This window comes from Pyxidicoccus xibeiensis (assembly GCF_024198175.1).
In the GTDB taxonomy this organism is placed as follows: Bacteria; Myxococcota; Myxococcia; order Myxococcales; family Myxococcaceae; genus Myxococcus; species Myxococcus xibeiensis.
In genome coordinates, this window is record NZ_JAJVKV010000001.1 from 56653 (window position 1) to 70409 (window position 13757).

At 72.1% G+C, this 13757-nt stretch carries 9 protein-coding genes and 1 riboswitch; of the genes, 3 read left to right on the top strand and 6 right to left on the bottom strand.

The features are described 5' to 3' along the window. Positions 1–156 precede the first annotated feature (156 nt). Genes LXT23_RS00210 through LXT23_RS00235 form a run of 6 tightly spaced genes read right to left on the bottom strand, consistent with a single transcriptional unit; the run spans position 157 to position 8245 of the window. Complete coding sequence (locus tag LXT23_RS00210) at positions 157–732, bottom strand: RNA polymerase sigma factor (RefSeq protein ID WP_253977997.1); 576 nt, start codon at positions 730–732, stop codon at positions 157–159. Beyond that, positions 729–1868, bottom strand: coding sequence for a cupredoxin domain-containing protein (locus LXT23_RS00215; protein WP_253977998.1), 1140 nt, complete (start codon positions 1866–1868; stop codon positions 729–731). The genes LXT23_RS00210 and LXT23_RS00215 overlap by 4 nt, the downstream gene beginning before the upstream one ends. A gap of 35 nt (positions 1869–1903) precedes the next feature. Beyond that, positions 1904–5080, bottom strand: coding sequence for an efflux RND transporter permease subunit (locus tag LXT23_RS00220; RefSeq protein WP_253977999.1), 3177 nt, complete (start codon positions 5078–5080; stop codon positions 1904–1906). Then, positions 5077–6267: an efflux RND transporter periplasmic adaptor subunit gene (locus LXT23_RS00225; RefSeq protein ID WP_253978000.1), complete on the bottom strand. Its 1191-nt coding sequence runs from the start codon at positions 6265–6267 to the stop codon at positions 5077–5079. The genes LXT23_RS00220 and LXT23_RS00225 overlap by 4 nt, the downstream gene beginning before the upstream one ends. 14 nt (positions 6268–6281) lie before the next feature. Next, positions 6282–6893 (bottom strand): hypothetical protein, encoded by a 612-nt coding sequence (locus tag LXT23_RS00230; RefSeq protein WP_253978001.1) that lies wholly within the window; start codon positions 6891–6893, stop codon positions 6282–6284. Beyond that, positions 6890–8245 carry a TolC family protein gene (locus tag LXT23_RS00235; RefSeq protein ID WP_253978002.1) on the bottom strand — a complete coding sequence of 452 codons (1356 nt, stop codon included), beginning with the start codon at positions 8243–8245 and terminating at the stop codon, positions 6890–6892. Before LXT23_RS00235 ends, LXT23_RS00230 begins: the two co-directional genes overlap by 4 nt. A gap of 287 nt (positions 8246–8532) precedes the next feature. Beyond that, positions 8533–8654: riboswitch (SAM-I-IV-variant riboswitch) on the top strand. Between the two features lie 325 nt (positions 8655–8979). On the opposite strand from LXT23_RS00235, the gene thrA reads away from it, so the two are divergent. Genes thrA through LXT23_RS00250 form a run of 3 tightly spaced genes read left to right on the top strand, consistent with a single transcriptional unit; the run spans position 8980 to position 13705 of the window. Further along, positions 8980–11475 carry a bifunctional aspartate kinase/homoserine dehydrogenase I gene (gene thrA, locus LXT23_RS00240; protein WP_253978003.1) on the top strand — a complete coding sequence of 832 codons (2496 nt, stop codon included), beginning with the start codon at positions 8980–8982 and terminating at the stop codon, positions 11473–11475. A 33-nt stretch (positions 11476–11508) separates the two neighbouring features. Next, a complete protein-coding gene (locus LXT23_RS00245; protein WP_253978004.1) occupies positions 11509–12636 on the top strand; it encodes an aminotransferase class I/II-fold pyridoxal phosphate-dependent enzyme in 1128 nt (375 codons plus the stop codon). Then, entirely contained in the window at positions 12548–13705 is a 1158-nt protein-coding gene (locus LXT23_RS00250) for a trans-sulfuration enzyme family protein (protein ID WP_253978005.1), read from the top strand. The genes LXT23_RS00245 and LXT23_RS00250 overlap by 89 nt, the downstream gene beginning before the upstream one ends. Positions 13706–13757 lie beyond the last annotated feature (52 nt).

A 13757-nucleotide genomic window follows, 5' to 3' on the forward strand; every position in this document is an offset into this window, starting at 1 on the left:
TACCCGAGAAACGGGCCGCGGAAGGAACTGAGCGAGAACTGTCGGGCTATGGGGTGAAGCGGGAGGGTGACGTCGTCTTTTTCGGGTCAGGCGCCCCTCGGCACCTTCACGAAGGATAACGAGGGGCCGAGGCCGCCGGCAAGGCCTTCTCCCGGCTCAGGCGCGGGACTTCTTGCACGAGCAGTCCAGGCAGCCGTGCGAGGCACAGGTGCCACAGCTCCGCTCCAGCTGCTTCTTCAGCGCCTGCCGGGCCCGGTGCAGTCGCACGCCCGCGTTGTTGGCGGTGATGCCCGCCTCCCGCGCCACGTCCGGCACGCCGCGCTCCTCCAGGTCCACCTTGCGCACCAGCTCCGCGTACTCGGGCTTCAGCGTGGGCAGCAGCTCTCCCACGCAGGCGCACACGGCGGTCTTCAGCTCCGGGTCCTCGCTGGCCTCCGTGGCCTCACGGGCCTCGCGCTCCAGCGCGCGTCCTTCCGCGGCCTGCTTGCGGTAGTGGTCCACCAGCGCGTTGCGCAGCAGCCGGTAGAACCACGTCACCGCGCCCTCACCGTCGTGCAGCGCCCCGCCCTTCTCCAGGGTCTTCACGAAGGCCGCCTGGAGCAACTCCTCCGCTACGGCCCGGCTCCCCACGCGCCGCTCCAGGAAGCCGAGGAACTGGCGGTGATTGCCCACCAGCGCCTGCACCACGGCCTCGTCCGTCGCCGACTCCACGCTGGCCTCCGCCGTGCTCATCGCACCACCAGCGTGCCCTTCATCATCTCCATGCCGCAGGTGAAGGTGAACGTGCCCACCTTGTCCGGGACGAACGCCACCACCGTCTCCGTCAGCCCGGGCAGCGGCTGCTGGATGCTGAAGTCGGGGATGCGGAGCACGTCACCGCACCCGCCCGAGTCCTTGCGCACGAAGCGCAGGCGCGCGGGCACGCCCTGCTTCAGCGTCACCTCGCTGGGCTGGTAGCCCCCCTGCACGGTGATGGTCACCTCCTGCACCGCGCCATCCTTCGCCGCCGCCGTCGTGGGTGCCTTCGGTGCGTCCACGGGCGTCAGCAGGAAGCCGATGAAGTACTCCGGGTCATCCGGCATGGGCAGGCGCACCGTCACCTCGCGCTCGCCCTCGGCGGGAGGCAGCCTGCCGGTGAGGAACTCTCCCGACGGCACCAGCGGCGCCGACGTCCCCGCCACCTCCACCGTGCCCTTCTTCCCCTCCAGCGACACCGGCCGGCGAAAGGCGTCCGTCACCCAGACTCGCACCTCGCCGGACCTCAGGGACAGCACCTCCAGGTGGGTCTCGCCGCTCATCGCCACGATGCCGCCGTGCAGCGGCGTGTGGTCGTGCGCCTGCATCGTCGGAGCCGAGGTGCCCGCGGGCCCGTGTCCGTGCGCCTCCAGGTGCGCGGCGAAGCGCGCCACCTCGGGCTTCCCGCCGACCACCACCGTCACCACCATGGTCAGGTGCTCGTCCGAGTGCTCCGGCCCCTGGCCCGCGAGGTGGTCTCCCGCGGGAGCCAGCTTCACGTCCGGGTAGCCGCTCTTCGCCACCTTCACCGAGCCGCTCGCGCCCTCCACCGGACGTACGTTGAGGTCCTCATCCAGCAGGTAGACGCGATAGGAGCCTCCACGCGTCGCCACCAGCTCCATGTGCCCGCGCTGGGTGGACTCCACCAGCCCGCCATGCGGCGAGATATGGGCATGAGGCTGCGCCGCGGCGTGAGCGTGCGGCGCCGTCCCATCGTGCGAGTGAGGCACCGCTTCGTCGTGCGGCTTCGCCTGCGTGGCCGACGGTGCAGGTGCCTCGGCGGGCGCGTCCTTCTTGCTGCACGCGGCCACCAGCCCCGCCGCCATCACCACCGCGATGATTCGCTTCCCCATCGAACTTCCTCCCATGTCCCTCACGGTGCCCGCCTTCACAGTGTCGAGCTCGCGAGCCGCTCCGCCGGAGGCACTGCCGCCGGGAGCGCGGTGTCTTCTTCGGCGCGCGCCGCCGCCTTGCGCGCCAGGTAGCGCTCCAGGGCTGGACGCCCGAAGCGGTAGAACACGGCCGGCGTGACGAGCAGGTCCAGCAGCGTGGAGCTGATGAGCCCCCCGAGGATGACCGTCGCCACCGGGTGCAGGATTTCCTTGCCCGGCGCGCCCGCCGCGAGCGCCAGCGGCACCAGCGCCAGCCCCGCCGTCAGCGCCGTCATCAGCACCGGCACCAGCCGCTCCAGTGAGCCGCGCAGCACCAGCTCCCTGCTGAACGTCTCGCCCTCCACCTCCACCAGGTGCAGGTAGTGGGAGATGAGCATGATGGTGTTGCGGCTGGCGATGCCGCACAGGGTGATGAAGCCCACCAGCGTCGCCACCGACAGCGGCTGCCCGGTGAGCACCACCGCCGTCACGCTGCCCACCAGCGCCAGCGGGATGTTGAGCATCACCTGGAGCACCAGCCGCACCGAGCGGAAGTGCGCGTACAGCACCAGGAACATGCCCCCCAAGGACAGCAGCGACAGCAGCGCGATGAGCCGCGTCGCCGACTGCTGGCTCTCGAACTGACCCTCGTAGGTGACGAAGGCGCCCGGCGGCAGCGTCACCTGCGCGGCCACCTTCTCACGCACCTCCTCCACCGCGCTGCCCAGGTCCCGGCCCGCAACGTTGGCCATCACCACGATGCGCCGCTGCAGGTGGTCGTGGTGGATGACGTTCGGGCCCTGTGACTCCACCACCTCGGCCACCGCCGCCACCGGCACCCGTGCTCCCGAGGGCGTGTCCACCAGCGCCCGCCGGAACGCCTCCGCGTCCACCCGCGCCCGCTCGTCGTACCGCACGAGCACGTCGAAGGTGCGCTGGCCCTCCAGCACCTGCCCCACCACCACGCCGTTGAAGGCCTTCTCCAGCTGCTCCGCCATGGCGCCGGGCTGCACGCCCAGCCGCGAGGCCTCGTCGCGCTTCAGCTTCACCTGGAGCTGCGGAATCAGCGTCTGCTGCTCCACCTGCAGGTCCACGATGCCCGGCACGCCCGCCATCAGCGCGCGGACCTCCTCCGCCTTGGCACGCAGCACGTCCAGGTCCTGCCCGAAGAGCTTCACCGCCACCTGCGCGCGGATGCCCGACAGCAGGTGGTCCAGCCGGTGGGAGATGGGCTGCCCCACGGACACGGACATGCCGGGGAGCACGGACAGCTGCTGACGGAGGTCGGCCAGCACCTCCTCGCGAGGCCGGCCCCCTTCCTTGAAGTCCACGTCCAGCTCCGAGTAGTGCACCCCTTCCGCGTGCTCGTCCTGCTCGGCGCGACCGGTGCGCCGGCCCACCGTCTTCACCTCGGGCACGGCGGCCACCAGGCGCTCCGCCAGCAACCCGAAGCGGTTGGACTCCTCCAGCGACGTGCCGGGCGGCGCCACCACCGTCACCGTCGCGGTGCCCTCGTTGAAGGGAGGCAGGAAGGAGCGCCCCAGGAAGGGCACCACCGCCGCCGCCGCGAACACCAGCACCGCCGCGCCCGTCATCACCGGGCGGGGATGCGCCAGCGCCACGTCCAGCACCCGCCGCGCCCGCGCCTTCAGCCACCGCACGAGCGCGCCGTCGCCGTGCTCCAGGAAGCGGCCCTTCGGCAGCAGGTACGCGCACAAGGCCGGCGTCACCGTGAGCGACACCAGCAGCGACGCGAGGATGGACACGATGTACGCCACGCCCAGCGGCGCGAAGAGCCGGCCCTCGATGCCACCCAGCGCGAACAGCGGGACGAACACCAGCACCACGATGAGCGTGGCGAAGACGATGGAGCCGCGGACCTCCGACGAGGCCTTGAAGATGACGCGCAGCGGGGGCTCCGGGTGCGCCTTCGCCCGGTTCTCCTTCAGGCGCCGGTAGACGTTCTCCACGTCGACGATGGCATCGTCCACCAGCTCGCCCACGGCGACGGCGAGCCCGCCCAGCGTCAGCGTGTTGATGGACAGGCCGAAGGCCTTCATCACCAGCGCGGTGATGACCAGGGACAGCGGAATCGCGGTGAGCGTTATCGCCGTGGTGCGCAGGTTGACCAGGAAGAGGAAGAGCACCAGCACCACGAGCAGCGCGCCGTCGCGCAGCGCCTCCGCCACGTTGCCGATGGCGGCGTGGATGAAGTCCGCCTGCCGGAACAGCGGCTCCACCCGCACGTCCTTCGGGAGCGTGCCCTGCAGCTCCTTCATCGCCGCTTCCACCTTGTCGGTGAGATCCAGCGTGCTGGCCCCGGGCTGCTTCTGCACCGCGAGGATGACCGCGGGGCGGCCGTTCATCCCGCCGTCGCCGCGCTTCACGGCCGGGCCCACCACGACGTCGGCCACCTGAGACAGGCGCACCGGCACCCCATCCCGCACCGCCACCACCGTGCCCGCCAGGTCCTCCACCGACGCGCTGCGCGCGAGGTTGCGCACCAGGTACTCGCGGCCGCCCTTCTCCACGAAGCCGCCGGTGGTGTTGCCCTGTGAAAACCCGGCCGCGCGCTCCACGTCCTCGAAGGTGAGGCCGAAGGCGAGCAGCTTCTCGGGCTGCACCCGCACCTGGAGCTGCTTCACGCCGCCGCCCAGCACCGTCACCTGGGCGATGCCCGGAATCGTCAGCAGGCGCTGGCGGAGCGTCCAGTCCGCCAGCGAGCGCAGCTCCAGCGGCGAGGTGGCGTCGCCCTCGCTCTGCACGCCGAGCAGGAGGATTTCGCCCATGATGGAGGACACCGGCGCCAGGTGCGGCGTCACGTCGCGCGGCAGCCGCTCGCGCGCCACCTGGAGCCGCTCCGACACGAGCTGCCGGTCCAGGTAGATGTCCGTGCCCCAGTCGAACTCCACGTAGACGATGGACAGGCCCACGCCCGACGACGAGCGCACGCGCTGCACCCCCGGCGCTCCATTCATCGCCGTTTCAATCGGCGTGGTGACGAGCGTCTCCACTTCTTCCGGAGACAGCCCGCCCGCCTCCGTCATCACCGTCACCGTGGGACGGTTGAGGTCGGGGAACACGTCCACGGGCAGGCGCGTGACGGCCCAGCCGCCGTAGAGCAGCAGCGCCACCGCCGCCAGCACCACGAAGAGGCGGTGACGCAGCGCCGTCAGGATGACGTGGTCAATCATCTGGCGCCCCCGCGAGCCATGCGCAGCGCCGCGACGCCACCCACCACCACCCGCTCGCCCTGCCTCAGGCCGTCGCGCACCTCGCGCCACTCGCCATCACGGCCGCCGACCACCACTGACCGGAGCTCGAACGCCTCGGGCGCGGTGTGGACGAAGACATAGGTGCGGCCCTCCTCCTCGAGGACGGCGGCGGCGGGCACCGCCACCGCGTCCCGCCGGCCGCCCTCGCCGATGGCCACGTCCACGAACATGCCCGGCCGCAGGCGGCCCTCGCGGTTGTCCGCCTCGAAGAGCACGCGCACGCTGCGCGAGTCCTCCTCCACCACCTGGCCCACGTGGTACAGCCGCGCCGCGAAGTGCTTGCCCTCGTACGCGGGCGTGGCCACCAGCGCGCCGGAGGCCCCCTCCACGCGTGCCACGTCGCCCTCGTACACGCGCGCGTCCACCCAGATGACGGAGGCGTCCAGCACCGCGAAGAGCGGGCGCGACGGGTCCACCTGCTCACCCACCGTGGCCCGCGCCTCCACCAGCACGCCGTCGATGGGCGCCACCAGCGAGTAGCGCGCCGCGCCCTGCCCCAGGCGCGCGCCAGCGAGCAGATCCCTCGCGGCCTTCGCACGCCCCAGCTCCTGCTCCGCCGTGCTCACGCCCAGCCGGGCCTGCTGCACTTCCTTCTCCGCCACCACGCCCTGGAGTGACTCCAGGCGCGCCAGGTCACGACGCGCCTGCTCCAGCGTCGCCTGCGCGCGAGACGCCTCCGCCTCCGCCTGGATGTAGCCCGTGGAGATGCCCGTCGCCTCGGAGGCGGACAGGCTCTGCTGCACCAGCGCCAGCACCTGGCCGCGCTTCACCCGCTGCCCCACCAGCGGCACCGACGCCCCGGAGGCCACCACGCGGCCCGCCACCGGCGCGGAGACCTGCGCATAGCGGTCCGTGCGCGGCACCACCTTCCCGGGAGCCACCAGCCGCGACTCCAGCGAGCGCACCACGGCCCGCTGCGTGCGCACCTCCAGGAGGAACTGCGTCTCCTTCGGCACGGTGAAGGCCATGCCGGGGATGACGGGCTGCTGCTGCTCGGGCCGCAGCGGCAGGTGGTTCTCACCCTCGTGCGCGTGGGCCTCGGGGAGCACACCGAGCGCGGCACATATAAAGGATACGAGCAGCAGCGCACGCGACGGGGAGGACAAGGTCACCACTCCACTCACAGCATCCCCCTCTTGCGGCGCGACACCCACCATGCACCCGCTCCCACCATCAGCGCCACGCCGCCCGCCACTCCCCAGGCAAGCCAGCCGTCGGCATGCTCGTGGTCCTCGGAACCCTCGGACGTCTCCGCGTCCACGTGCACCGTCCCCAGCGCCAGCACATCCACCGAGTCACCTCGCGTCACGGTCGCCACCGCCACCAGCTCCTGCTCGGGCTTCAGCTCCGCCTCGGCCACGTAGACACCCGGCGACTCCATCCTCGGCACCAGCGACTGCACGGCCGCGCCGGTCAGCGTCAGCTCCACCTGGGCGCCACTCACGGGCGCGTTCGTCATGCTGTCCGCCACCAGGAGTCGCAGCGGCGTCTTCGGACCCGTCGGCTGCTCCGGGTGCTTGAGCACCACCTCGAACACGTCGCCCGTCGCCGCGAGCACATGCAGCGCCTCCTGCATGGGGACCCTCGCGGGAGCCGCGCCGTGCGACTCGCCCTCGTGTGCCCCGGCCACGACGGGCAGGGACAGGCACACCGCCGTCAGCAGCCACGCGGAGGCTCGCCGCGTGGCCTGCCCTCTCGTTGGAGCACCCGACTTCACGCCCGTGTGTCTCATCGCGGCACCCCTCCCGTGGGCATCCGGCCTTCCGCTCGCAGCAATGCCGTGCGCGCGCGGACCCGCTCCGCCGCCGCGTCGACCGCATCCTGTCTCGCGGCAAAGGCCCTGTCCCGCGCCAACAGCAGCGCATCCAACCCCAGCTCGCCCCCTTCGTAAGCTCGCCGCACCAGGTCGAGGTTGCGCTCGATGGCGGGCCGGGCCGCCTCCAGCGCCGCATGCGCCGTGCTCGCCGCTTCGAAGGCGCTGCGTGCCGCGACGGACTCCGCCTCCACCTCGCGCTGGCGGGCCACGCGCTCCGCCTCACGCGCCGAGCGCCGCGCCCGGGCCTCCGCCAGCTCGCGCTGGTTGCGCTCCCACAGCGGCAGCGGCACCGACAGCCGCGCGACCAGCAGGTGCTCTGTGTGCAGGTCCGTGAGCGCGCCATGGGACTCGGGCCGTCGCTCGCGCTCGTAGCCCACGGCCAGCGTCGGGTCCGGGAAGCGCTCGCGCCGCAGCAGGTCCACCTCTGCATTCGCCGCGGCCTCCTCCGCGCGTGCCGCCTGGAGCTCCGGACGCTCGGTCAGCAGCGGCCCCGGGAGCGTCGCTCGCATGGCGCGCAGCTCCGGCCGGTCTCCCGGTGCGCTGGGCGTTTGACTCGGCGGCAAGGACTCACGCGCGGCCGGGGCCTCCGAGGGGGGCGTATATAATGATGCGGGCTCGCCCGAGGGCAGCACCGCCACCGTGAGCGGAGCCGCCGCCGGGCGTCCCAGCCTCCGGTTCAGCGCGGCGCGCGCAGCCTCCGCCTCCGCCCGAGCCAGCGCCGCTCGCGCCTCTGCGCGTGCCCGCTCCAGCGCCGAGGTGTTGCGCTCCAGCTCCGACACATCTCCCGCCGAGTAGCGGCGCGCGGTGGCCTCCTCCAGCGCCCGCGTCAGCCCCAGCGCATCCTCCGCGAGCCGCGCCTGCGCTTCACGCCGCTCCAGCTCCACCGCCGCGTCCACCGCCTGCGCCGCCACGTCCAGCATCACAACCCGCCGCCGAGCCTCCGCCGCCTCCAGCGAGGCCTCCGCCCGCTTCACCCGCGCGCCGCGCTGTCCGGCAATCTCCACCGTCTGGCTCAGCATCGCCTCCAGGCGCAGCTCTCCCTGGTCTCCGGTGAGCGCGTCGCTCGTCACGCCCAGCTCCAGCTCCGGGTTGTCGCGCAGCCACCGGCCGTCCGCCGCCCGCACGCCCTGGGCGCCGGCCTCATCTGCTCGCGCCGCCACCAGCTCCGGGCTCTGCGCCACCGCCGCGTCCACCACGCGCTCCAGCGTCCAGGCGTCCACGGGAGAGGCGGCCAACATGAGGGACAGGGCTGTGGACACGGCGAGCATGTCCGGTTTCCATCGCAAGCCGCGTACCGACGCAGGCTCCAGTGATTTCGCGGGCCTGGACGCGACAGAGCCCGCGCAGGTGTGACTGTCGCAGTCACACTGTGACGCGCCGGGAAGGTGCTCGGCCGGTCCCCCTTCGGGGAGCCTGGCTGCGACGGGAGGGAAGAGCGACACGGGCCGGGCACAACCTCGTGGATTCGCACGGAAATCCCGCGCGGCTCGCTGCACGGCACCTCTCGCTATGGCCCTCCGCGACTTGACAAGCAAGCAGAGGACCTTTATCTGGACCGCAGCATCCAGAGCGGTCCCGCCTCACGGCGGTGGCCCGACAACCTGGGGTCGGACCTCCAAGGTGTCCAAACGATGCGGCTCGCGGAGAAAACCTCCACGGGCAATCCAAGAGTCCGAAGCAGAGGCCATCCCTCAGCTTCGGTGAGAGAGGACCCACGTGGTTCCGTCCACCTGTGCCGCATCCCTGAACGCCACCGCTGACCGTCTCACGTCGTGCCGTGTCCTGGCCGCGTGCATGCGCCAGCTCCGCGCCTCGGGCTGCGCTCGAATGCGCCGGCCCGGCGGCCTCCGCTAGTCCGCGCCCGCCCGGGCTTCGCCTCCCTCCACTCCCTCTTCTCTTCGCCGTGGCACGCGTGCGCCGCGAACGGCCGGTGTGTGTCCGGCGCGCGGGCTCGCGTCCGCAATCCCTTTCATCCAGGGCCCTGGGCCCTCCGAGGTTTCAGATGAGCAGCACTCCCTTCCAGGTGATGAAGTTTGGCGGCTCCTCCGTGGGCTCGCCGCGCCGGCTCCGTCAGGTCGTCGAGCTGATTGGCAGACACGCGAAGCAGGGCCCCCTCGCCGTCGTGGTCTCCGCCATGGGCGACACCACGGACTGGCTGATTGAAGCCGCCCAGCTCGCGACGGCGGGCGAGCTGGAGCCCGCGCTCACGGTGGTGGCGCGCATCGCCCACCTCGCCAAGACGAACGCCGCCGCGCTGCACCCCGAGCAGTCCACCGCGCTCGCCTCGCGCGTGGACGCGCTGCTGGCCCCCCTGCAGCAGTTGCTGCACGGCATCTCCCTCACCCGCGAGTGCTCGCCGCCCTCGCGCGACAGGGTGCTCTCCTTCGGCGAGCTGGTCTCCGCCACGCTCCTGGCCGAGCTGCTCACGGCCGCCGGCACCGAGGCCACCTTCCGCGATGCGCGTCAGCTGCTGGTGACGGATGACCGGTTCGGCGCGGCGCGGGTGGACGTGGCCCGGACGCGCGAGCGGCTCCAGGCGGCGGTGGAGGGCTGGAGGACGTCCGTGCCCGTCCTCCCCGGCTTCATCGCCGCGACGCCGGATGGGCGCACCACCACGCTGGGACGCAATGGCTCCGACTACACGGCGGCCCTGGTGGCGCAGGGCATCGACGCGACGGAAGTCACGGTGTGGACGGACGTGCTGGGCCTGCACACGGCGGACCCGGACCTCGTGACGGATGCGTACCCCGTCCCGCACCTCACGCACGGCGAGGGCCTGGAGCTGGCGGCCGTGGGCGTCCGCATGCTGCACCCGCGCACGATGATTCCGCTCATCGAGGCGGGCATCTCCCTGCGCATCCGCAACACGATGCACCCGGACCACCCGGGCACCCTCATCGACGCCATCGGCTCGCGGGACGGCCAGCGGCCCACGTGCATCGCCACGCGCGAGGACCTGGCGCTGCTCGGCATCGAGGTGCGCAAGCTGTCCGACCAGTTCCAGCTCGGTGAGCGGGTGCTGGCGGCGCTGCGCGAGGCGCAGGTGACGGTGTGGACGACGGCGCAGTCGGCGAATGGCCAGTCCATCGCCGTCGTCGTCCCGCGTCCGGACGTGGCGCGCGCACAGCATGCCCTGGAGCAGGAGCTGTCCCAGGAGCTGGCACGGCGCGAGGTGGAGCCCCTGGGCATCCGCCAGCCGGTGACGCTGCTGACGCTGGTGGCCGAGGCGATGGGCCATGGCACCAACGTGGCCGGGCGCTTCTTCAGCGCGCTGGGCGCGGTGGGCGTCAACGTGCGCGCCAGCGCGCAGGGCGCCAGCTCGCGCTCCATCTCCTGTGTCATCGACGCGGCGGACACGGCCATCGCGGTGCGCACCACGCACGCGGCCTTCAACCTGGCGCACCAGCAGGTGAGCCTCTTCCTCCTGGGCCGGGGCACCGTGGGAGGTCAGCTCCTGGCGCAGCTCCGCGCACAGCAGGCGCTGCTCCGCGACAGGCACGGCATCGCGCTGCGCGTCGTCGGGCTCGCGGACAGCCGCCGGGCCCTGTTCGACGCGGCCGGCCTGCCGCTGGAAGGACTGGAGGAGCGGCTCGCCCGCGTCGAGCCGGTGGAGCCCGAGGCGCGCTCCCTGGTGCCACTGCTGGAGGAGCTGCGGCGGCTGCCGGTGCCCATCCTGGTGGACTGCACCGCGGCGAATGGACTGGAGGCCCTCTACACGGAGGCGTTCCGGCGCGGTGTGCACGTGGTGGCGGCCAACAAGAAACCCCTGGCGCTGCCCTGGAATGACCGCGAGGCGCTGCTGGCCGAGGCCCGGCGCCACCACGTGGCCTACCACTACGAGACGACGGTGGCGTCCAGCCTGCCGGTCATCGACACGCTGGCGAACCTGGTGCGCACGGGCGACACCGTGCGCCTCATCACCGCGTCACTGTCCGGCAGCCTGGGCTTCATCTGCAACGAGCTGACGGCGGGCGTGCCCCTGTCCGTGTCCGTCCGCGCGGCCTGCGAGCGCGGCTTCACGGAGCCGGACCCGCGCGAGGACCTGGGCGGCACGGACGTCGCGCGCAAGGCGCTCATCCTCGCCCGCGAGCTGGGGCTGCCGCTGTCCCTCTCCGACGTGGCGCTGGAGCCCTTCGTCCCCGCCGAGCCGAAGGGCTCCGTCGACGACTTCCTCCAGGGCCTGCGAGCGCTGGACACGGCGTACGCGGAGCGCGTGGCCCGGTGTCGCCAGTCCGGCACGGTGCTGCGCTACCTGGCGCGCATCGACCCGTCGAAGCTGGGCACCGGCACGCCCGTCATCCGCGTGGGCCCCGTGGCCGTCGAGGCGGGCCAGCCCGCCGCGGACCTCCGGGGCTCCGAGTCCTTCGTGTCCTTCACCACCACGCGCCACAGCGACTTCCCGCTCACCGTCCGAGGCGCGGGAGCTGGAGGCGCCGTCACGGCCTCGGGCGTGCTGGCCGACATCCTGCGGATTTCCCAGACGCTGCGCGGCCGCTGACCGCGTCCACCCCTGAAGGAAGGAGTACCTCTCATGAAGCTCGCCACAGCCCTCGTCCACGCGGGCGTGCGCCGGGACCCGACCACCGGCGCAATCGCAGTTCCCATCTACCAGTCCGCCACCTTCCAGCACCCCGCGCTGGGCCAGTCCACCGGTTACGACTACTCGCGGACGAAGAACCCCACCCGCTCCGCGCTGGAGGACGCACTCGCCCACCTGGAGGGCGGCAGCCGAGGCCTCGCCTTCAGCTCCGGCATGGCGGCGCTGCACTGCGTGCTCCAGCTCTTCGGGCCGGAGGACCACGTCATCCTCACCGAGGACCTGTACGGCGGCACGTATCGCCTGGTGGACCGCATCCTCCACGTGCCCTGCACCTTCGTGGACACCACGCGCCCGGAAGCCGTGCGGGCCGCGCTGCGTCCCAACACGCGCGCCGTCCTGGTGGAATCTCCCACCAACCCGCTGATGAAGACGGCGGACCTTCCGGCGGTGGCGGCCATCGCGAAGCAGGCCGGGGTGCTGCTCATCGTCGACAACACCTTCCTCACGCCGTGGCTGCAGCGTCCGCTGGAGCTGGGCGCGGACGTCGTCGTCCACAGCGCGACGAAGTACCTCGCCGGGCACAACGACGTCGTCGCGGGCGCGCTGGTGGTGAAGGACGCGGCGCTGGGCGAGAGGCTCGCGTACCTGCACAACGGCATCGGCGCGATTCTGGGCCCGCAGGACGCGTACCTCGTCATCCGCGGGCTGAAGACGCTGGCCCTGCGCATGGAGAAGCACCAGGCCAACGCGCGCGAGGTGGCCGCGTGGCTGGGCGCGCACCCGCTGGTGGACCGCGTCTTCTATCCCGGCGTGGGCGGCATGCTGTCCTTCACCGTCACCGACGCGGCCCTGGTGCCCGGAGTGCTCTCCGGCGTCCAGGTCTGCCTCTTCGCCGAGTCACTGGGCGGCGTCGAGACGCTCATCACCTATCCATCCACCCAGACCCACGCCGACATCCCCGTCGAGCGCCGGGAACAGCTGGGCATCACCGACCGACTGCTTCGCCTCTCCGTGGGAATCGAGGACCTCCATGACATCGTTGCCGACCTGGCCCAGGCGCTCGAAGGAGCCCGCCGTGCGCACCCGCTTCGCCACCCGCTTGCTGCACACGGGGCATGAACTCGACGCCGCCACAGGCGCGGCGGCCGTGCCCATCTACCAGGTGTCCATGTTCGACCAGCCGGGCCTGGACCAGCCCGGGGAGTTCGACTACGCGCGCTCGGGCAATCCCACGCGCAAGGCCCTGGAGGGTGTGCTCGCCCAGCTTGACGAAGCCCACGCCGCCTTTGCCTTCGGCTCCGGCATGGCGGCCATCTCCACCGTGCTGATGCTGTTCAGCGCGGGGGACCACCTCGTCGTCACCGACGACTGTTACGGCGGCACCTACCGCGTGCTCACGCGCGTCTTCAGTCGCTTCGGGCTCAAGGCCACCTTCGTGGACACGAGCAACCCGGACGCCGTGCGCGCCGCCATCCGCCCCAACACCAAGGCGCTGCTGGTGGAGAGCGTCAGCAACCCGTTCCTCCGGCGCACGGACATCACCGCCATGTCCATCATCGCGCGGACGCACGGGGCGCTGCTCATCGTGGACAACACCTTCCTGTCGCCCTACGTGTCCCGCCCGCTCACCGAGGGCGCGGACGTCGTGGTGCACTCCGCCACGAAGTACCTCGGAGGGCACAGCGACGTCGTCGCGGGGACGGTGGCGGTGAAGACGCCCTCGCTCGCGCAGGAGGTCTACTTCCTCCAGAACGCGGTGGGGGCGGTGCTCGGGCCGCAGGACTGCTTCCTGCTCCAGCGAGGCATCAAGACGCTCCAGGTGCGCATGGAGCGGCAGGTGAAGACGGCGGCGGCGCTCGCAGGCTGGCTCGCGGGGAGGCCCGAGGTGCAGGAGGTCTTCTACCCGGGCACCGGCGCGGTGGTGTCGTTCCGGCTCGCCCGGGAGGAGTGGGCCGCGCCCTTCGTGGAGGCCCTGAAGCTGCCTCTGCTCGGCGTGTCGCTGGGCGCGGTGGAGAGCATCGTCACCGTCCCGGCGCGGCACTCGCACGCCTCCGTGCCTGCCGCCGAGCGGCAGCGGCGGGGCATCACCGACGCGCTCATCCGCTACTCGGTGGGATTGGAAGAACTGGAGGACCTGCAGGAAGACCTTGCGCTCGCGCTGGGACAGGCGGCGCGCGCGGCGGCGTGAGTGACAGGTTGGGTTGACAGGCTCCGGGGGCCGCATTACCTCCGGAGCCCGA

Bases quoted from the DNA above. Each gene is read 5' to 3' on its own strand.
- LXT23_RS00215 (WP_253977998.1), bottom strand. From the start codon at position 1,868: ATGGGGAAGCGAATCATCGCGGTGGTGATGGCGGCGGGGCTGGTGGCC.
- LXT23_RS00230 (WP_253978001.1), bottom strand. From the start codon at position 6,893: ATGAGACACACGGGCGTGAAGTCGGGTGCTCCAACGAGAGGGCAGGCC.
- LXT23_RS00210 (WP_253977997.1), bottom strand. From the start codon at position 732: ATGAGCACGGCGGAGGCCAGCGTGGAGTCGGCGACGGACGAGGCCGTG.
- thrA (WP_253978003.1), top strand. From the start codon at position 8,980: ATGAGCAGCACTCCCTTCCAGGTGATGAAGTTTGGCGGCTCCTCCGTG.
- LXT23_RS00235 (WP_253978002.1), bottom strand. From the start codon at position 8,245: ATGCTCGCCGTGTCCACAGCCCTGTCCCTCATGTTGGCCGCCTCTCCC.
- LXT23_RS00250 (WP_253978005.1), top strand. From the start codon at position 12,548: ATGACATCGTTGCCGACCTGGCCCAGGCGCTCGAAGGAGCCCGCCGTG.
- LXT23_RS00220 (WP_253977999.1), bottom strand. From the start codon at position 5,080: ATGATTGACCACGTCATCCTGACGGCGCTGCGTCACCGCCTCTTCGTG.
- LXT23_RS00245 (WP_253978004.1), top strand. From the start codon at position 11,509: ATGAAGCTCGCCACAGCCCTCGTCCACGCGGGCGTGCGCCGGGACCCG.